General features: G+C 34.5%; 22 protein-coding genes and 1 tRNA gene. 14 read left to right on the top strand and 9 right to left on the bottom strand.

Annotation, left to right across the window (positions count from 1 at the left end; genetic code table 11):
- Nucleotides 1-142 precede the first annotated feature (142 nt).
- Nucleotides 143-472, bottom strand: coding sequence for a hypothetical protein (locus F886_RS08175; protein ID WP_005303651.1), 330 nt, complete (start codon nucleotides 470-472; stop codon nucleotides 143-145).
- 443 nt (nucleotides 473-915) lie between these two features.
- Between F886_RS08175 and F886_RS08180 the strand changes: the two genes are divergently transcribed.
- Both F886_RS08180 and F886_RS08185 read left to right on the top strand, forming a co-directional pair.
- Nucleotides 916-1,509 carry a LysE family translocator gene (locus tag F886_RS08180; RefSeq protein ID WP_004793584.1) on the top strand — a complete coding sequence of 198 codons (594 nt, stop codon included), beginning with the start codon at nucleotides 916-918 and terminating at the stop codon, nucleotides 1,507-1,509.
- Between the two features lie 48 nt (nucleotides 1,510-1,557).
- On the top strand, nucleotides 1,558-1,776 hold the full coding sequence (locus F886_RS08185; protein ID WP_004793583.1) for a hypothetical protein: 219 nt from the start codon (nucleotides 1,558-1,560) through the stop codon (nucleotides 1,774-1,776).
- A gap of 198 nt (nucleotides 1,777-1,974) precedes the next feature.
- On the opposite strand, the gene xseB is transcribed toward F886_RS08185, so the two are convergent.
- Nucleotides 1,975-2,169, bottom strand: a complete 195-nt coding sequence (xseB, locus tag F886_RS08190) for an exodeoxyribonuclease VII small subunit (RefSeq protein WP_004793582.1) — start codon at nucleotides 2,167-2,169, stop codon at nucleotides 1,975-1,977.
- On the bottom strand, nucleotides 2,159-3,424 hold the full coding sequence (xseA, locus tag F886_RS08195) for an exodeoxyribonuclease VII large subunit (protein ID WP_005303655.1): 1,266 nt from the start codon (nucleotides 3,422-3,424) through the stop codon (nucleotides 2,159-2,161). The genes xseB and xseA overlap by 11 nt, the downstream gene beginning before the upstream one ends.
- 256 nt (nucleotides 3,425-3,680) lie before the next feature.
- On the opposite strand from xseA, the gene F886_RS08200 reads away from it, so the two are divergent.
- Together F886_RS08200 and F886_RS08205 are read left to right on the top strand one after the other, a co-directional pair.
- A tRNA-Met gene (locus F886_RS08200) sits at nucleotides 3,681-3,757 on the top strand.
- A 174-nt stretch (nucleotides 3,758-3,931) separates the two neighbouring features.
- Nucleotides 3,932-4,165 carry a hypothetical protein gene (locus F886_RS08205; protein WP_005303658.1) on the top strand — a complete coding sequence of 78 codons (234 nt, stop codon included), beginning with the start codon at nucleotides 3,932-3,934 and terminating at the stop codon, nucleotides 4,163-4,165.
- Between the two features lie 151 nt (nucleotides 4,166-4,316).
- Here F886_RS08205 and F886_RS08210 read toward each other — a convergent pair whose 3' ends face one another.
- Nucleotides 4,317-4,988 (bottom strand): XRE family transcriptional regulator, encoded by a 672-nt coding sequence (locus F886_RS08210; protein ID WP_005303661.1) that lies wholly within the window; start codon nucleotides 4,986-4,988, stop codon nucleotides 4,317-4,319.
- Nucleotides 4,989-5,657: 669 nt separating this feature from the next.
- On the opposite strand from F886_RS08210, the gene F886_RS08215 reads away from it, so the two are divergent.
- The 3 genes from F886_RS08215 (at nucleotide 5,658) to F886_RS08225 (ending at nucleotide 7,087) form a co-directional block, all read left to right on the top strand.
- Nucleotides 5,658-5,912: a hypothetical protein gene (locus tag F886_RS08215; RefSeq protein ID WP_005303662.1), complete on the top strand. Its 255-nt coding sequence runs from the start codon at nucleotides 5,658-5,660 to the stop codon at nucleotides 5,910-5,912.
- A 210-nt stretch (nucleotides 5,913-6,122) separates the two neighbouring features.
- Complete coding sequence (locus F886_RS08220; RefSeq protein ID WP_005303665.1) at nucleotides 6,123-6,512, top strand: hypothetical protein; 390 nt, start codon at nucleotides 6,123-6,125, stop codon at nucleotides 6,510-6,512.
- A gap of 29 nt (nucleotides 6,513-6,541) precedes the next feature.
- Complete coding sequence (locus F886_RS08225) at nucleotides 6,542-7,087, top strand: glycoside hydrolase family 108 protein (RefSeq protein WP_005303668.1); 546 nt, start codon at nucleotides 6,542-6,544, stop codon at nucleotides 7,085-7,087.
- Nucleotides 7,088-7,184: 97 nt separating this feature from the next.
- On the opposite strand, the gene F886_RS08230 is transcribed toward F886_RS08225, so the two are convergent.
- The gene (locus F886_RS08230) at nucleotides 7,185-7,802 is read right to left on the bottom strand and encodes a LysE family translocator (RefSeq protein WP_005303671.1); all 618 of its coding nucleotides are present in this window, start codon (nucleotides 7,800-7,802) and stop codon (nucleotides 7,185-7,187) included.
- Nucleotides 7,803-8,040: 238 nt separating this feature from the next.
- On the opposite strand from F886_RS08230, the gene F886_RS08235 reads away from it, so the two are divergent.
- From F886_RS08235 to F886_RS08250, 4 genes are all read left to right on the top strand, one after another.
- The gene (locus F886_RS08235; RefSeq protein ID WP_013198449.1) at nucleotides 8,041-8,973 is read left to right on the top strand and encodes an LpxL/LpxP family acyltransferase; all 933 of its coding nucleotides are present in this window, start codon (nucleotides 8,041-8,043) and stop codon (nucleotides 8,971-8,973) included.
- Between the two features lie 350 nt (nucleotides 8,974-9,323).
- A complete protein-coding gene (locus tag F886_RS08240) occupies nucleotides 9,324-9,539 on the top strand; it encodes a cold-shock protein (RefSeq protein ID WP_005303678.1) in 216 nt (71 codons plus the stop codon).
- Between the two features lie 217 nt (nucleotides 9,540-9,756).
- Nucleotides 9,757-9,981: a hypothetical protein gene (locus F886_RS08245; RefSeq protein WP_005303681.1), complete on the top strand. Its 225-nt coding sequence runs from the start codon at nucleotides 9,757-9,759 to the stop codon at nucleotides 9,979-9,981.
- 328 nt (nucleotides 9,982-10,309) lie between these two features.
- Nucleotides 10,310-11,119 (top strand): pyrroline-5-carboxylate reductase family protein, encoded by an 810-nt coding sequence (locus F886_RS08250; protein WP_005303684.1) that lies wholly within the window; start codon nucleotides 10,310-10,312, stop codon nucleotides 11,117-11,119.
- 14 nt (nucleotides 11,120-11,133) lie between these two features.
- Here F886_RS08250 and F886_RS19745 read toward each other — a convergent pair whose 3' ends face one another.
- A complete protein-coding gene (locus F886_RS19745; protein ID WP_004793556.1) occupies nucleotides 11,134-11,250 on the bottom strand; it encodes a hypothetical protein in 117 nt (38 codons plus the stop codon).
- A gap of 178 nt (nucleotides 11,251-11,428) precedes the next feature.
- Nucleotides 11,429-11,914 carry an Lrp/AsnC family transcriptional regulator gene (locus F886_RS08255; RefSeq protein ID WP_031945309.1) on the bottom strand — a complete coding sequence of 162 codons (486 nt, stop codon included), beginning with the start codon at nucleotides 11,912-11,914 and terminating at the stop codon, nucleotides 11,429-11,431.
- Between the two features lie 364 nt (nucleotides 11,915-12,278).
- On the opposite strand from F886_RS08255, the gene F886_RS08260 reads away from it, so the two are divergent.
- From F886_RS08260 to F886_RS08270, 3 genes are all read left to right on the top strand, one after another.
- Complete coding sequence (locus tag F886_RS08260; protein WP_005303690.1) at nucleotides 12,279-13,046, top strand: class I SAM-dependent methyltransferase; 768 nt, start codon at nucleotides 12,279-12,281, stop codon at nucleotides 13,044-13,046.
- A 282-nt stretch (nucleotides 13,047-13,328) separates the two neighbouring features.
- Nucleotides 13,329-13,667 carry a hypothetical protein gene (locus tag F886_RS08265; RefSeq protein ID WP_005303693.1) on the top strand — a complete coding sequence of 113 codons (339 nt, stop codon included), beginning with the start codon at nucleotides 13,329-13,331 and terminating at the stop codon, nucleotides 13,665-13,667.
- Between the two features lie 873 nt (nucleotides 13,668-14,540).
- Complete coding sequence (locus F886_RS08270) at nucleotides 14,541-15,095, top strand: TetR/AcrR family transcriptional regulator (protein ID WP_005303699.1); 555 nt, start codon at nucleotides 14,541-14,543, stop codon at nucleotides 15,093-15,095.
- Nucleotides 15,096-15,163: 68 nt separating this feature from the next.
- Here the strand turns inward: F886_RS08270 and F886_RS08275 are convergent, their stop codons facing one another.
- Both F886_RS08275 and F886_RS08280 read right to left on the bottom strand, forming a co-directional pair.
- Nucleotides 15,164-16,108 carry a metal-dependent hydrolase gene (locus tag F886_RS08275; protein WP_005303702.1) on the bottom strand — a complete coding sequence of 315 codons (945 nt, stop codon included), beginning with the start codon at nucleotides 16,106-16,108 and terminating at the stop codon, nucleotides 15,164-15,166.
- 283 nt (nucleotides 16,109-16,391) lie between these two features.
- Complete coding sequence (locus F886_RS08280; RefSeq protein WP_005303705.1) at nucleotides 16,392-16,625, bottom strand: DUF2171 domain-containing protein; 234 nt, start codon at nucleotides 16,623-16,625, stop codon at nucleotides 16,392-16,394.
- Nucleotides 16,626-16,843: the final 218 nt, after the last annotated feature.

Below are 16,843 nucleotides of genomic sequence, written 5' to 3' on the forward strand. Positions count from 1 at the left end.
AGCTGAGCATGAAGTCCACATCCATTGCAAACGATCATTAAGCACATTAATACTGAGCATGTTCGTATTAATTACAACTGGTCGTTAAAAGAAAAAGCACCCGAGGGTGCTTTTTCTATATGTGTACTATAAATAGATAAGTTTAAGAGTCTATAAAACCACGACGTTTTTTGTAGGCTTTACGGTCATAAGAAGGGATATTTGATTGCTGGAGATCAATCGCCAGTTGTTTCTTGCGTTGTAACTGAACTTCATTAAGAAGAGCAGCATAAATTTTGGGTCGGTCAGTTTTAAACTTATCTACATCCAATGGAATCTTATCTTCATTCTTGACAATGTATAGAACAGAGCAATTGCCATTTGTTTCATAAAGCGTCCAACCAAACCGCACAGTATAGAGTCCGGTTTTCTGATTTTTACCTAAATAAGATTTAAAACCATCGGGATGAGGGCGAACATAAGCATTCATCATGCATCCTCCATCATTTGATTTATTTGATGAAAGCGACAATCAATGAATTGATGGGGAGTGAGACATCATATTCAGTAAAATTACGATTTCTAGTTGTTTATATATTGTTCAATTTTCAAATTTCAAGTGAGGCGGAAAGCTATTATTTACTGAGTTATATACCCTCAAAAATATTAAAAAAAAGCTTATTTTTTTGAGTAATAAATTTTCAAGTTCATTCCTTGTAGGCAAGAAAGAATAGCTCATTATTCCGTATTTGTGTGATCGGTTTTGCATATTTAAAATTGATTAAATCGTAAGTGAATTTAAGGTCAGTTTTAGTTAATTATTTGTTTTAAAAATAAATAATTAAGTTTTAATATTTCTTGTTACAACCATTTTGTCGACAATAGATGCACCTTTTTGACATATTTCGCCTAGCATAATTAAAGAGTTCGTTGCCTATGGTGTCATTTATGTTCATTGGACTTGTGGTCACCATTTTGTTGACTCCAGGCCCAACAAATACATTGTTAGCCTCTGCTGGAATACAGGCAGGAGTGAAGCAGTCTCTGAAACTTATTCCTGCTGAGGTGATGGGTTATCTCATTGCAATTACTTCATGGGGTATTTTACTTGAGTCCGTTTCACATTTTATTCCATGGCTTCCACCTGTATTAAAGTTAATAAGTGCAACTTTTATCCTCTACCTTGCATTTAAACTTTGGACAACATCGACAAACGACATCAAATTAGACAATCCACTGATTACGCCTAAGGCTTTATTTGTCGCGACACTTTTAAATCCTAAAGCTTTACTCTTTGCTTCTGCTATTTTTCCACATGCAGCATGGGAAGTGTTTCACGTATATTTTATTCATATTGCTGTTTTTTTATCATTAATTACACCCATTGCTTTTTTATGGATTGCTTTTGGAACCGTATTAATTTCAAACAAAGTAACTTGGTTAAACCAACGTAATTTACAACGTACGGCTGCATTTATTTTAACTTTTTTTGCTATGCCAATCGGCTATTCAGCGATTAGCTCATTTTAAACTTAACTCGTTATTTATATTAAAAAATTTAATTTTCAGGAGATTTTTATGAAAAGATTAAAAGTAATTATTAAGGATCAGTTTAACCAAGAAACGATTGCTTTGGCAAAAGTTCGACCTATGAATGATCACGCCCTTGAACTTCACAAAAGCGTTGAACATATTGAAATTGATGACGATATTATTTTGCCAAACATGGATTTGCTTTATGAAAACCCTAAAGACGGTAAAATTTATCAATTGATTGGAGCATTCAGCGAGGAATAGCTTTTAGCTAAGAAGTGCTGAAAATAAAGCCAAACTACGTAATAGACACAATTAAAATATTGAAGATGCCCAATACTTGTGGGACTATGCTTTTGCAAAAATGTGACCTAATCCACATTTTTGCATTTCAGGACTAAGTGGTTTTCACTAAGCCCATTCCTTCAATGAGAAGTAGGAATGGGCTTTTTTTATTGCAAATTATTCTTTAAATGTTTCATCTAAAGCTTGTTGAACGGCTTCTATACGGGATTTACATGCTTTATAAGCAGTAATCGACTCTTCAACAATCTTCATTAAATTATCAATATCTGGGCTTTCTTGAGACTCAAGTAGTTCTGCATTTTTTTTCAAAATGTCATGGCCGTCTTTAAACGTTAACTCTTCATTGTTCATTTGGAATTACCTGTGTAATGTTGGCTTCAATCACACCATCTTGCATTTCAATCGCAATGGCAGGGTTTGAAATTTGATGTATAGACCGAATCGCTTTTCCTTCGGATCTAACAATTGCATAGCCTTTGGCTTGAACTTGTTTCGGATTTTGTAAAAGGACTTCTTTCATTAATGATTCGATTTGAGTTAATGAAAATTTAACCTGTTGCTGTGAACTAAACTGAATACGCTCTTTCATTTGGTCAAGTAGGCGATGTGCCGAGTTAAGTTGACCTTGCGCCGAAGATTTAATCTGATGAAGTAGCTGATCATTCTTGCTTTGATAAGTCGTGATTTGATGCTGCGAAAGAAGCTTAATGGTTTGCAGACTATCGACGGCTTCTTGTACGCGTTCAACAATATGGTTACGGATGCCAGCAATCACTTTACTTGGCGTGTCGAATGAACGATGGGCAATTTCATCAAGAATAGTACGGTCTTTTTCATGACCAATACCAACCCAAATCGGTACAGTGCGTTTGCAGAGCAGGGCTGCAAGTTCATAATCATTTAAATAAGCCAAATCATTCACAGATCCGCCACCGCGAATAATTACAATAAGGTCTGGTGGAAATTTAAATGTGCTGGCCCATTGTCTTAAACCCGAACCTAAAGATTCAATCAAGCTAGTTGCAGCGGCGTTCCCTTGAAAAGTAGCGGTGTGATACACAAAATGGCAAACACCATTTCTCTCTAGAGCATCGGCATCTTTTTTAAAGTCACCTAGGCCCGCCGCATTTTGAGGAGCAATGACTAAAACATTTTGAATGTCAAAAGGAGTAGGCAGGAGCTTGTTCTTGTGAATTAACCCTTCTTGTGTGAGTCGCTCAATAATTTGCTGATAACGTTTAGCAATTTCGCCTAAGGTAAAGCTTGAATCAATCTCTTCAATATTGACCGAAAATCCATATTGAGGATCAAAACGCGCTCTAATTTTGATGAGCACATTTAAATCGCTTGAAATCTCAATACCAGTTTCACGTTCAAACTTTAAAACAATTTTACTTGCTGAGAACTTCCAGATCGTAGCTTTACAACTGGCAATGACTTTATCAGTCTCTGCATCTTTTTCTGCAAGCTCTAAATAGTAATGGCCGCCTTTAATATTTAAATTTCGAATCTCTGCTTTTACCCAGACTGGCTCATCAAAAGCCAAACGTATGACTTCCTGAACTGTGCCGAGATATTCACTGAGGGAAAACTGAGGTTCAGACATACGAACTAAACATTAAAGGACCAACCTAGATAGTATAAAAGCCATCCAACCAAGGCAATTGCTGTCTATGAATATCGGGTTCTATTTAAAATAAATACAACAATTTAAAGAATTAAAAATTGGAAATTGATAGGGTTATTTAGACCAAACGGTTAAAATGAAAAATTAATAAAAAGATAATTCTTAATAATTACAACTGATTAAAAAATAAAGTTTGCTTTATGAAATATATGAGCGTATAAAGCTTACTTCCAATTGCGGGGTGGAGCAGTCTGGTAGCTCGTCGGGCTCATAACCCGAAGGTCGTTGGTTCAAATCCGGCCCCCGCAACCAAAATATTATGCTCTGTGATGTACCAATTTTCATAATACGAAAATTATGAAAAGCAATTAGCTTATAAATAACCCTATATAAAGCTAAATATTAAATTCTAGACTGACTGTCCATACCTTAAATCTAGCGTTCTAATTAAATACCGTTAAATCACATGAGCTCAGTGATGAGTGAATGATTGTGAATATAGTAAATGAGTGGCATATTGCCACATCCGTAAATGGCAATGAGATTAATGTGAGGATCGTTCCTCATGTGCGTAAGCAAAACTCTCAAGATGGTTATCGTTGGGTCGAAGTTGGTAAGAAAATTCAACTTCAATCTGGTGAAGAAATCGAATTAAACCAAGATGGTAAAAGCTTTTATGCTGGATTTAATCAGCTTTATCGTTTAACGACGTATTGTTGATAAAATGCTTGGCTCTAAAGCTAAAAAACCTATCTCCTTTAAAAGAGATAGGTTTTTTTATATCTATATGGATAATAAACAATTAAAGTTATAAAAAGCAAAAATGTATTAAATTGATAAAATTATTATTTTAATTATATTTATAACGACCTTAACCCGCTCGCCAGAATTGACGCCCCATGACCTTAAAGTTCTTTCCATTTTCTTCGGTTACACGGCGGTCTCTAAATTTTTCATTCAAACTATGCAAAATTAAAGACCCATCAGCTTCTTTAAAAATTTGCTTAATCATTCCTTCGCCTGCAAAGTAAACCGCATAAATCTCGCCATCAATTACTTCAGTTTGAGAGATATCAATACCGACCAGATCTCCATCTTTAATGTAGTCTGTCATACTATCGCCTTTAGCTTTGATAATACGCATGCACTCTTGAGCAACCCGTTTTTCTTTAAAGAATGAAGCAGGGAAAGGGATTTTCCCATTAATTGCATCGAAGTGGAACTCAATCGACTCACCTGTACCACACGAAAAACTAGCTTCTACTACTTCAATCCAAGCATATTGATCGGTGGATTCAGCACTCACAACTGTAGGGCTAAATACATCACTTTCTCTAAAAGCATCTTCTGTATTGCCAGTCGTTAACCAATAACCATCTACACCTAAAAACTGGGCAATGAGTGGAAGAAACGCAGATTTTAAATTTTTCCCAGACTCTAAAGCCTGATAGGCTGGCTGAGACATTTTTACTGCTTCTGCTACTTCAGCCTGAGTTTTTTTGGCTTTAATTCTAGAATCTTTTAAACGGTCTTTAAGAGCCATAACGGTTACACCAGCAAACTTATAACAAATATATAACTAAAGTTATATCGAGTAAAACAACTATAGTTATTGACTAATAATAACTATAGTTATAATATCAGTTATATCTTCAGATGAATAGATTAAGTTTAAATCGTATTTGAACCACTATTTATTGAATTATCAGCATGTTGAGATGAAAGCTAAATTTATTTTGTTTCTAGAGGAGGCAAAATAGAAGGGAGATAGCTCAATTATTATTTACAGATAGGCTATCAAAACAAAAAATGGAATAAAAAAAAGCCCGATTCCGTGGATCAGGCTTAATGTTCGTCGATAAAGGGTATCAAGAACATGAAGAATTTAGCAAAGATTGTGAGTCGTAACAAAAGTTTCCGATATACGGCAAAGTCTTATTTGAACTTTTTGGTCAAAAAATTAAAGTTCGAAAAAGGCGTAAATGTAAGCGCTTTCATACTTTTTTACAATTTTAGAAAAAGGAATATCTACTTTTAAATGAATGCTTTAAATGCATACCGTTTAGTTCTTTAGGTTTGTTGTACCAGATGAAACGTTTTGAACACACATTTGTAGTCATAGCTTCGCTATATTGCTCAAAGAATGGATCAAAACTTCAAGAATAACAAACGATAAAGATGCCTTATTAAACGTGTGAGTTGGAGATAGTGAATGACTACAGCAATGCAGAACAGAGCTAAACAACTTAAAAATGCAAAACGTGGAGGATATGTCCCGACAATTGCAAAAGACGTAAACAAATACAAGGTACAAAAAATAAAAAGGGCGCTTGAAGAGGCAAAGCTAATTGCAAGTGAGCTTGAAGATGATGCATTCGAATTCGATGATCAAGTCTCAATGCAAAAAGCGATAGGTGCAATCACCGTGATTGAGTTGATTGAACAAGCCTTAAACAGTGCACACTAACAGGCTTTAGCATACAAACATTCTTTCTTGGACCCCTGAAATATGGGGTCAAGGATCAGTTCGTCTTGCAATTTAGCGCGGTAAAAAAAGCGTTAGTGTTTTTTATTGACTGTAATAAAGAAAACTAAGGGTATTTATAAAACCTGAAAAACAACAAGCGATTAAGAATAGCGAGTTTTCAAGTTTTACCCTTTAAAGCAGGACAAGATGATGAAAACAGTTCCAACTGGTGGTTTAGCCACATTTTTAGATTTTTATAGCATCGCAATTATGGTGGCTTTAGCAGTCAGCTTAGTTGTGGCAGTTGTGTTGATGATGCGTTTTCCTCGCTCACCACAAGAATGGATTGTTGGGCTGATATGCACAGTCGTTTCAAGCTTAACGGGTGGCTCATTTATTATCATGAAATGGAATTTACATGAATGGGTATCGGATATTTGGGGAATGATCACACTATGTGGATTCTTCTTTATTTGCGGTTTGCCGGGCTGGGCGATTGTGAGATGGATATTTAATTTCATCAATAAACAAGAAGGGAAAACGATTGTGGAAGTCATCAAAGACTTAAAAAAAGCGAAAGATGATCTGCAAAATAGCTAAAACAGTTTCAATGATATAGGTAAAATAAAATGAATATTGACCAATACTTAGAAGCAATCATAGACAGAGAAGGTGGATATATTAATCATCCATCAGACCATGGGCATGCCACCAAATTTGGCATTACCGAGGCAGTCGCTCGATCAAACGGATATCAAGGTGATATGAGAGATTTACCTTTAGCCGTGGCCAAGTCTATTTATAAACAACAATATTGGTTTGAACCCCAATTTGACCAGATCAATAAAATTAGCCCTGCTATTGCAGAAGAGTTACTTGATACGGCTATAAATTGTGGAGTCAACTTTGCAAAGCCTTTGTTACAACGTGCTCTAAATCTGCTAAATAAGCAGGGTGAGGAGGGCTGGCCAAATCTTACCTTAGATGGTCAATATGGACCTCGCACTATTCAAGCACTGAGTACATATTTGAACAGGCGTAATAAAGACGGAGAAACGGTCTTACTACGCGTTTTAAATATTATGCAAGGGCAGCACTATATCGAAATTACAGAGAAAAACCCAAATTACGAAGACTTCTTTTATGGATGGATCTTAAACAGGGTAGCGTTGTAAAAATTGTAATTAGATAAAAATATGTTGATAGACAAAAGACTTGAAAAGCCTAACCATGAGTTGAGGCTTTTCAAATAATCATATGTCGAATAATGATTTATTGTGTAATGAGTAAAACTGCAAGAAGAAAGAAAATAGCACCGCTAATTTTATTGAGTATAGAAAAATTATTTCCAGCCAACATCTTTTCTTTAAAAATTGAAGAGAAATTTGCATAGACCAAGTGAATTAAAAAACCAATAAAACAAAAGGTTAAAGATAGAACTAAAAACTGAGTTAAAATTTCTTTCTTTATATCAATAAATTGAGGGAATAGAGCAATAAAAAATACGATTGTTTTAGGGTTAAGCAAAGATGCAAGTAGACCTTGATAAAAGAGTTTCGATTTACTTACATTTTTATCGCTTTGTTGATCAGTGATTAAATCTTGCGATGGCGTTTTTTTGCTGAAGTTTTTATATCCAAGATACATTAAATAAAATGCACCAATAAATTTTAAAACCGTAAAAATAGTTGGGTTGCTGGTAATAATAAGACCTACACCACTAGCGGAAATTACAGCAATTACAAACATACCAATGATTAAGCCGCTAATACCGAATAGAGCAGTTTTAACACCATAATTGATTGAATTTGTGACAGTAAATAAAACGCCAGGTCCGGGGCTTAGGAGAGTAAGAAATGCAATTGTTATAAAGACTAAAAGACCGCTCACGCTGATATATCCTATTTATCAATGAGACAAGATTATGCGATTACTTTAAATGAGAAAATAAGTTATGTATACAGACAGTTATGTATATTTAAGCCTTAAATAGATTAAATGTTTAAAATATGCATTTTGATAAATAGGTAGGGTAATAAAAAGCTTATTACTCAAAGCAACATAAACATACAACCCCAACAGTAGGGGGTGTTAGTATGCTAAACCTATACCTCAAGAAATATACAGCATGACGAAAAAAGAACGGCAGTTTAAATCTGGCGAATTTCGATTTTCCTTTTTATCGTTTAAATATTGGGGTATATGGTTTTTAGCATTTATTCTGATGTGTTTTGCGATGTTACCTTGGGCAATTCAATGGCGTCTTGCCGATCTTTTATCAAAAATAGCATGGAAATCTTTAGGTTCAAGAAGAAAAACAACATTACGTAATTTAGAAGCCTGCTTTCCTGAAAAAACACCTATGCAAATTGAGGTGAAAGCCAAACAGGTTTTTGTAGATACTCTCACGGGTGTATTTGAAGCCTTAAATGCTTGGTACAGTCCAAACTGGTTTAAAAGCCGTGTTCACATAGATGGATTAGAGAATTTAACCAATAATCAGGAAAATGGCGTACTACTATTAGGCACCCATAGTACGCTTTTAGACGCTGGTGGAGCAGCTTGTACCTTATTTTTTAATATGGACGTGGTTTACAGACCTCAAAATAATCCCTTTTTAGATTTTCTAATTCATCGCAGCCGCGCAAGAGTCTATAAAAACCAGATTGCTCGAGACAACATGCGTGGACTTATCCAAAACCTTAAACATGGTCATGCCATATGGTATAGCCCAGATCAGGACTTTGGCTTAAAACAAGGTGTAATGGCCTCATTTTTCGGAATACAGGCGGCTACCGTGACCGCTCACCGTAGACTGATGGATATCTCAAAAGCAGCAGCAGTACCTTTATACTTTTATAGAAGTGGCGATATCAGAAACCCTCAATATCATGTTCTCGTGGAACCTAAATTAGAAAATTTTCCAAGTGGATGTGAAGTGAGTGATGCTGAAAGAGTCAATAAGATTATTGAGAATCAAATTCGTATTGCCCCTACGCAATACATGTGGTTCCATCGACGCTTTAAGACGCGCCCTGCTGGCGAAAAGAAATTTTATTGATGGTTTTATAGGGAAATAGCACTGATATGGGACTTCTTTCGATTAAAATGAAACAAAATTTGACTTTTAATTGAAAGGAATCTTAATTAAATCAATGTTAAAGATGAATCGGGGAGTGGGTAGAGTTTTTCTTGCTTCAATTATTTTGAATATCGATTGCAAATGCTTATGAAGCGTGTATTATCGAGCATAACTAACAAAATATTCTTGTCATAATAAATTTCTATTTGCGCAGTTTTATATTTATAATCCTTGGGTTTCTTCAGATATTTAATTTTTGACATCTATTTTTTAGTTAAATTGGTTTCCCAATAATAAGTTATAATATTTTAAGATTTAGGATATAACATATGTCTACTAGTACTGGTACAGTAAAATGGTTCAATGAAACTAAAGGTTTTGGTTTTATTGTGACTGATGAAGGTAAAGATATTTTTGCTCATTTTACTGATATTCAAACACAAGGTTTTAAAGTTCTATTAGAAGGTCAACGTGTTGAGTTTACCGTAGTACAAGGTAAAAAAGGCCCTCAAGCTTCAAATATTGTGATTCTTCAAAACTCATAAATAAAGCGTTTAATTGATTTAAATATATTATTTAAATAAAATATATTTAAGTCTAAAGCATTTTATTGGAGTTTAAAAAAAGCCCACTTTAGTCTTGTGGGTTTTTTATAAGTTTTAATTCAACTTATATTTAAAAAAAGAAGTATAAAAATACTCTCATCAAAGTGCTTATAAATTTTTATGTTAAAATATAACGAATTAGGTGTATGGTATTAAAATGGATATTTGTATTGGCGGTATTTTTGACGGTCAGAAAATAGAAAACAATAATGATTTCTTTAAGGTTGAAGAGCATTATTCAGACAATAGTTCTAAATATATTAGGCAACACTTCCACTTGTTTGGACAAATTTTTAGCTTCTGGGTGTGTGAAGAGATGGATTTAAATCAAGCAATAAGAAAAGCCGAGAGTATTTTAAAGAAGAAAAAAGAAAGTATTTAAATAACTTAACTATATAAGGACTTTCTTTTATAAGCTTAATTAAATTATTTTTATATTCACTTAATTCTAAGTGTAGATTGTTTACAATATCATGCTAATACTTACATACTTTAAACAATTTATATGTGGTATTTACTATTCAAACTACTACATTAGGCTTAAGTTAAAGTAGTTTTATTTATTGCGCAAATAAAACAACGCCACTTTAATAATATATTATTAAAGTGGGTTCTTTATTCAGACGGTCATCTTTAATTCAATCTTCATAATTAAACTATAGATAATATTCATTGTTATAAGCCTCTCTTAAGAAAGGAAAACATTTTAAATGTTAAATGCAGTACATCCTAATATTTGCTTTATCGGTAGTAGTAATTTAGCTTTAGCATTAATAGGAGGGTTAGTTTTAAAAGGATTTCAAAAAGAAAAAATACATTTGATTGAAGAGAAAAAAATTAATGATACACAGGCATTAAAGCAAAAAGAAAATGGTTTAAAAAAAGCTGACATTGTTGTGTTGTTACTCGACCCAAAACAATTAAAAGAGACAGTTGCGCCGTTTAAAAAATGGTTAGCAAATAAGATTATTGTTTCTATGATGGCAGGGATTGATATTGCGCATCTATCCAGTTTTACAGGTTCAAAGAAAATCGTTCGTGTAATTTCAAATCCACCTGTGCTTACGCATACGGGCACTCACGTGCTTATTGCTTCAGAGCAAATGGACCAGCTTGATAAAGACTTAATTGAAACCTTGTATTCTGCAACGGGCCAGACTTTTTGGGCGCCGTCTGAAACACAAAGTGATGCCATTATTGCTTTATCAGGTTCAGGGCCAGCTTACTTTTTCTATATTTTAGATAGCATGATTAAGACGGGTGTTTCATTAGGGCTAGATAAACAATTTGCCTTAGATCTTGCGCTTCAAGCGGCTACTGGCGCAGTCGAAATGATTCGTAAAAGTAATGTTCCACCAGCGGAGTTATGTGGAAAGGTTACTTTAGCAAACGGGATTACCGAATCTGCTTTACGAATGTTTGAATTAGGCAATGTGTCAGATGATATACGTTTAGCCATGAGGGCCGCATATCATCGTAGCAAAGAAATTACTTCAGAAATTATTTCTGAGGCTCGTTAACTCTTTTTAGCAAATTAGGCCTTTAAAAAGTATTCCCAAATAATGAAACCTAAGCCAAACCCAATAAAAGAGTAGAGAGTAATAATAAAGAATACAAAACTGGCCTTATTTTTTTTCTTCAAAATGTTCATGGCGATGCCTCCAATTCAGATTAATTTTATTATGGAGATGAAGAGGCTGTAATCATAGATACAGAATTTTTTAAAAAAAATATAACAGAGTCTAAATCTGTTATGGTTTAAGCCGCTTAACTAAATAAAAACTTTCAAATCAATAGTTTAAATCGATGCGCTATAGGCCTCACACCTTTTATTCAATTAACATTAAATCGGCGGTATTGGCAGATTTAAGAGGGCGTAGGGCAAAGGTCGAACGGGTGTGTCGAATTCCCTTAATTGAATAGAGTTTTTTTCGTAAAAAACGTTCGTAATGGTCAGCATCTTTTACTGCTACTTTCACCAAATAATCATAATCACCTGTAACCAGATGCGCTTCTACAACTTCAGGTATGTCAGCTAACGCTTCGCTGAAATTTTCCAGCATTTCATCGTCATGGCGTTCTAAAGTAATTTCTATGAAGAATACTTCATGAATACCAATCGCTTTTGGGTTTACGTTTACCGTATAGCCTTCAATAATTTTTAAAGTTTCCAGACGTTTTAGTCGTGTCCAGCATGGTGAAGATGAAAGACCGACTTCTTCTGCTAGTTGAGCAACAGTTAAACGGCCATTGCCGCGTAAGGCAGATAAAATTTTCCGATCTATGCGATCTAGTGTGTATTCTGTTCTGTTCAAAATATAAACCAAAGAAGAATCTTCTGATAAATTTAAATATACTTCATTTTTATGCTGCGAACATTTAAAAATATTAAAAAATACAGGAAACATTTTGAGTTAAAGGTACATACACTAGTTCTATGCATCGAACTCTCTGGATAAGGGTTGTGATGGAGCAAAGAGCACTGTTTCAGTAAGGGTGACTAAACAGTGCTCTTTGCGGATCTCTTCTAAGTTCTTAAATCTATTTTTATTAATTGTCGTGGTGTATTAAAATAAATTAAATAATAACTTTTATTTATCAATTGAAGAAAAACTAATCATTATTTTTTATCTAACTTTTGCTTTATGGTGATTTCATTGCAAAGTAGGAAGCAAGGTTATGATCACCCAGCACGATATAAACCAAAAACAATATCAAAATAAATCTTTAGACTATTTGAATAGCCAAGCTCACTCTGAAGGAATTGAATTTAATAAATTTATTCATGAAATTCAGAAATATGAAAAGGCTGTCGTTCTAGATTTAGGCTGTGGTGGTGGTCATGTCTCTTATAATGTTGCTCCGCATGCTGACCTAGTCTTTGCCTACGATTTATCTCATGAAATGTTAGACACAGTCTCTAAAGCCGCTAGCCAGCGCAAATTAAAAAACATCTTTGTGCAGCAGGGCATTGCTGAAGATATGCCTTTTAGTGATCAGCAGTTTGATGTCGTGATTAGCCGATATTCAGCTCATCACTGGCAGCATGTTCCGACTGCAATGAAAGAAGTAAATCGTGTTCTTAAGCCAGATGGCATTGTTATTTTTGTAGATATTATTAGTTCTAGTTCGCCTATATTAGATACGTTTTTACAGACGATCGAAACGATTCGAGACCCAAGTCACGTAAGAAACTATAGTGTGAAAGAGTGGGTTTATTTTATCGAAGATGCAGGCTTTGACTTAGTAGCTTTAGACAAGCAAACGCTTTCATTAGACTTTGATAGCTGGGTAAAGCGTATGAAAACTCCTGAAGATCAAATTAAAACGTTACGCTATTTGCAGGAAGGTTCATCTGACCTCGTTAAGAAGTATTTCAAAATTCAAAATGACGGTAGCTTTGAAAGCCATGTGGGTTATTTTGTCTTTAAGAAGTTAGGGTTTTAAAGTGGTGTAATGATTAAGGGTTTTAGTCGATAAGAAATGAATGAAATATCACTAAAACTCTTTACTTGAATAACTTGGATTATATTAGAGAAGATTAGAAAAAATTTAATATCATTTATTTGATAAAAGTTAATCACACAATTTTTTTAAGGTGATTAAATATTCAAAAGAGAAGAGGATTTATCTAATTTCCTTATTATTAATAGACACTTATAAGTAATTATTATTTAATACGCCCGCAACATTATCACTAATACTTTTAATAACTTTATCGGGGAAATAATGCGTAATATTTTAGTAACAGTTTTCACTTTATTGGTAGCAACATCAGTTTATGCTGAACAAGAGCCCAAAACTTATATACAGCGAACAACTTGCGAGAGAACAGTACAGCTACATGGTTTTTTAAGCCGTGCTCAACTTGATTGTAATTATCACTATACTTCACAAGAATTAGTTCATGAATCTGACAAATGTACTAAACATGAACTAGGTGAAAAATATGGTAGAGAAGTTATGAGATTAGGTATGGACCAATTTGAAGCACGCAAGAGAGGAGATATGAAAGGCCAATTATGTAATACGGTTTTAAAAGAATTTCCAAACTATATTAAAAAATAAAATAAGGTTTTAAAAATCTCTTCTAGCAAGCCGATAAAATGGATTTAATTATTCATTTTATCGGTGTTTCACCCTATATAATTTGCCAATTAAACCAGATAATAAACTTTAAGAATTCACCGAATAACACATTGACACTTAAAATCACTCTTATTATTCTTCGTTTCAGGATGAGAGAGGGACGCTTAATGCGTGCTGATTCTTGTGTGTCAGTCTGTCAACCCTCTTTTGTTCTATTATTATTTTTACTAAATAATGAATTTCTAATAAAAGAATTAAATATTTTACTCAAATGAAAAATAATATTTATTCAATTATTTTCTAGCCAATATCACATTGACACCTAAAACCCCTCCGATTATGCTTTGCCTGCTGGCCACATTGCCAGTCGGTTTTAGCAGGCCGTATTTACCCAACGCACACGAAAAAGTCTCTCTTTTTTGTGGGCATCCCTACGTGTCTCCCTCTGCGGCGGAACGGGAGGGGGACATCTTCGGATGTGCTGGTTTTTGGGTAAATCAGTCTGCTAACCCCTTTTCGTTTCGCCACCATAATCATTTAGCAGTGATGTGGCGAAACTTCTTTATTACCCAAAGGAGTCCGCTCATGCGTACTATTTCTTCTCATTTATTGGTCTTTGCCAAACTCTCTCTAGCCATATCGTCCAACTGGTCTTTAAAACGGTTTAACCGACTCTAGGTTTCTAAAACCTTAGCTCGTTACGACTAAAAAATCATAGCAACAATAAAACCTGAGATAGCTTAGGCACATTTTTGTGCTGCTTTTGCATGCCTGTTTTTAGCACTCATTTTAAGAGTGACGGCATTTCTATCTCTTTTAGATACAACAAAAAATTATTTAAACGGTATCCCTATGCCAAATTTAGAATCTTCATTTAGAGCACTAAGAGTGCTTCACATCGCAAAAGACTTATTTAATCAATATGGGTTTCATAAGGTCGGGGTCGACCAAATTATTGCGGAAGCCAAAGTTGCCAAGGCTACTTTTTACAACGACTTTCACTCAAAAGCCCGACTCATCGAAATGTGTCTTACTTTTCAAAAAGACGCGCTCAAAGTAAAAGTATTTTCCATTGTTAATTCTTACCGTGAACAAATGGTGCTCGATAAACTTAGGCAGATTTATCTTTTACATGCCGATTTAAATGGCTTTTATCATTTACCCTTTAAAGCAATTTTTGAAATAGAAAAGCTCTACCCAGTTGCCTATAAAGTTGTGGTTGACTATAGAGACTGGTTTGTTAACGAAATCTATAAGTTGCTCTTAACCTTAAAAGCTACGGTCTCCATCCAAGATGCTTACATGTTTTTATTTATGATTGATGGCGCAATGATCCAGCTTTTAGATAAAAATGCGGTAGATGAAAGAGATCAGTTGTTGGATTATTTCTTTTTAAATTTTGCTTAAGCGACAAAACTCAGTAAAGAAAAAGCCTCCAAATAAGGAGGCTTTTCAATTTAAATAAAAATAGCTGCTTAGCTTAATGTTGCCGGTTTTGCAGCCTGTGTCATTCCTTCAAAATATTGCACGGCAGGCGAACGAGCCATATAAGCTAAAGCTTGCTCGGTGTCACCTTCATGAAGTGGGTTAAATTTTGGAGAAACCCATCTTAATGTCGCTTTCCATAAATATTTAATGGTCGGTAGGTTGTCTGAGCGAGTAGCCGTTTTTTCAAATTCACGAATGAAATTAAAGAAGCCACGACGCATCAATTTTTGAATGTCTTCGTGCTCTAAATCTTGCTTGCCTAGACTACGTGCAAAATCAGCAAGGAAGTAAATAAACAGTGGGAAAATAGCGGCCATAATCACTTGGCGAGACACATAAAAACCCAACTTGTTTGTTAAGAGGTGCTCAAATAAGTCATAGGCAACACAGCGGTGTTCAACTTCTTCAGCCAAATGCCAACGGAATAAATCTGCCATTGCAGGGTCAGCGCTATCCCAAGACTTGCTATCAAGTGTCCACTGACCAATAGTTCCAGTAAAGTGCTCAATTGCAGCAATAACACCTACTCGGAAAAGTAACCAATATTCTTCAAGTTTTTTGCCTTTTACAAGCGGCAGACCAAAGGGTTTATCACCCAATAAAATATTAAAAACAAAATGCGCACGGTTGAGTGGATCTTGAATGTCATAGCCATTTTCTCGTAAAAAGTCTTGAGCTTTTTCATGGGCACGTGCATGTGCTGCTTCTTGACGAACAAAGCCAATCACTTCTTGTTTTAATGTTTCGTCGGTAATCAAGGGAAGGGTTTTATTAAACACGCGGCAAAACCAAAATTCACCAGCCGGCAAGAGCATATTAATACCATTGGCTACATGTGAGCATAGCGGATCATTCGGCATCCAACACACAGATGACTCCGCGAAATCAAAATGTACTTTTCGAGCTTTAAGCTGATGATTCCCTGTGATCATATACGTCACCCTATTCATAATTATTCATTTAATGCGAATGCACAATTTTTAGCATTAAGTAAAATCGATCACCATGTGAGTAAAGGACAAAAACATCCAACCAAAGGCTTAAAGAGATAAAAACGGTCTAAGACAGATATTTCATAAATAAAAAAAGGCTCCTTGTGAAAAGGAGCCTTCAGTTTGGGGAGTTAGGCTTTAAAGTTTCTAAGCCTCTTTATTTTTCTAAGCTAAATCGCTTTATTATAAATTTCACGTCAAGTCACGTATCGTGCTTTAAAGTCTAGATCGCTTGCCACTGATCTTTAACTTCTTCTGAATTTTTATTAAGAATGACTTGGTTTTCTTTCACTTCACCAATCCATCCAGTAGGAATAAGGTGATGTTGACCGCTTTCGTCTCGAGTCAGCTTTAATTGGTTTTCACCCTCTAGATGGTCGACAGTACCTACTTTAGTACCACAAGAAGCAATAACGTCTGCGTGTTTTTTAATATCATTAATATTTAAAGTGCTCATTTTAGACCTCTTCTTTAGAAATAGAAAAACGGTAAGACTTAAATTACTTTAAATAATTGGATAAATCAGGGGTTTTTAATAAACCTTACAGGATGGGTTTATAAGTTCACTTAATAAATATATTTGAGTAACAATGAAATAATTAGATATAAAACAAATAATATTTATCTTTTTATTACAATTTACATGTTTATTTAAACAGAAGTATTTAGATAAGG

The sequence above is a fragment of the Acinetobacter sp. NIPH 542 genome (genome assembly GCF_000369825.1).
Lineage (GTDB): Bacteria > Pseudomonadota > Gammaproteobacteria > Pseudomonadales > Moraxellaceae > Acinetobacter > Acinetobacter oleivorans.

Bases quoted from the DNA above. Each gene is read 5' to 3' on its own strand.
- F886_RS08175 (WP_005303651.1), bottom strand. From the start codon at position 472: ATGATGAATGCTTATGTTCGCCCTCATCCCGATGGTTTTAAATCTTAT.
- F886_RS08180 (WP_004793584.1), top strand. From the start codon at position 916: ATGGTGTCATTTATGTTCATTGGACTTGTGGTCACCATTTTGTTGACT.
- F886_RS08185 (WP_004793583.1), top strand. From the start codon at position 1,558: ATGAAAAGATTAAAAGTAATTATTAAGGATCAGTTTAACCAAGAAACG.
- xseB (WP_004793582.1), bottom strand. From the start codon at position 2,169: ATGAACAATGAAGAGTTAACGTTTAAAGACGGCCATGACATTTTGAAA.
- xseA (WP_005303655.1), bottom strand. From the start codon at position 3,424: ATGTCTGAACCTCAGTTTTCCCTCAGTGAATATCTCGGCACAGTTCAG.
- F886_RS08205 (WP_005303658.1), top strand. From the start codon at position 3,932: ATGATTGTGAATATAGTAAATGAGTGGCATATTGCCACATCCGTAAAT.
- F886_RS08210 (WP_005303661.1), bottom strand. From the start codon at position 4,988: ATGGCTCTTAAAGACCGTTTAAAAGATTCTAGAATTAAAGCCAAAAAA.
- F886_RS08215 (WP_005303662.1), top strand. From the start codon at position 5,658: ATGACTACAGCAATGCAGAACAGAGCTAAACAACTTAAAAATGCAAAA.
- F886_RS08220 (WP_005303665.1), top strand. From the start codon at position 6,123: ATGAAAACAGTTCCAACTGGTGGTTTAGCCACATTTTTAGATTTTTAT.
- F886_RS08225 (WP_005303668.1), top strand. From the start codon at position 6,542: ATGAATATTGACCAATACTTAGAAGCAATCATAGACAGAGAAGGTGGA.
- F886_RS08235 (WP_013198449.1), top strand. From the start codon at position 8,041: ATGACGAAAAAAGAACGGCAGTTTAAATCTGGCGAATTTCGATTTTCC.
- F886_RS08240 (WP_005303678.1), top strand. From the start codon at position 9,324: ATGTCTACTAGTACTGGTACAGTAAAATGGTTCAATGAAACTAAAGGT.
- F886_RS08245 (WP_005303681.1), top strand. From the start codon at position 9,757: ATGGATATTTGTATTGGCGGTATTTTTGACGGTCAGAAAATAGAAAAC.
- F886_RS08250 (WP_005303684.1), top strand. From the start codon at position 10,310: ATGTTAAATGCAGTACATCCTAATATTTGCTTTATCGGTAGTAGTAAT.
- F886_RS19745 (WP_004793556.1), bottom strand. From the start codon at position 11,250: ATGAACATTTTGAAGAAAAAAAATAAGGCCAGTTTTGTATTCTTTATT.
- F886_RS08260 (WP_005303690.1), top strand. From the start codon at position 12,279: ATGATCACCCAGCACGATATAAACCAAAAACAATATCAAAATAAATCT.
- F886_RS08265 (WP_005303693.1), top strand. From the start codon at position 13,329: ATGCGTAATATTTTAGTAACAGTTTTCACTTTATTGGTAGCAACATCA.
- F886_RS08270 (WP_005303699.1), top strand. From the start codon at position 14,541: ATGCCAAATTTAGAATCTTCATTTAGAGCACTAAGAGTGCTTCACATC.
- F886_RS08275 (WP_005303702.1), bottom strand. From the start codon at position 16,108: ATGATCACAGGGAATCATCAGCTTAAAGCTCGAAAAGTACATTTTGAT.
- F886_RS08280 (WP_005303705.1), bottom strand. From the start codon at position 16,625: ATGAGCACTTTAAATATTAATGATATTAAAAAACACGCAGACGTTATT.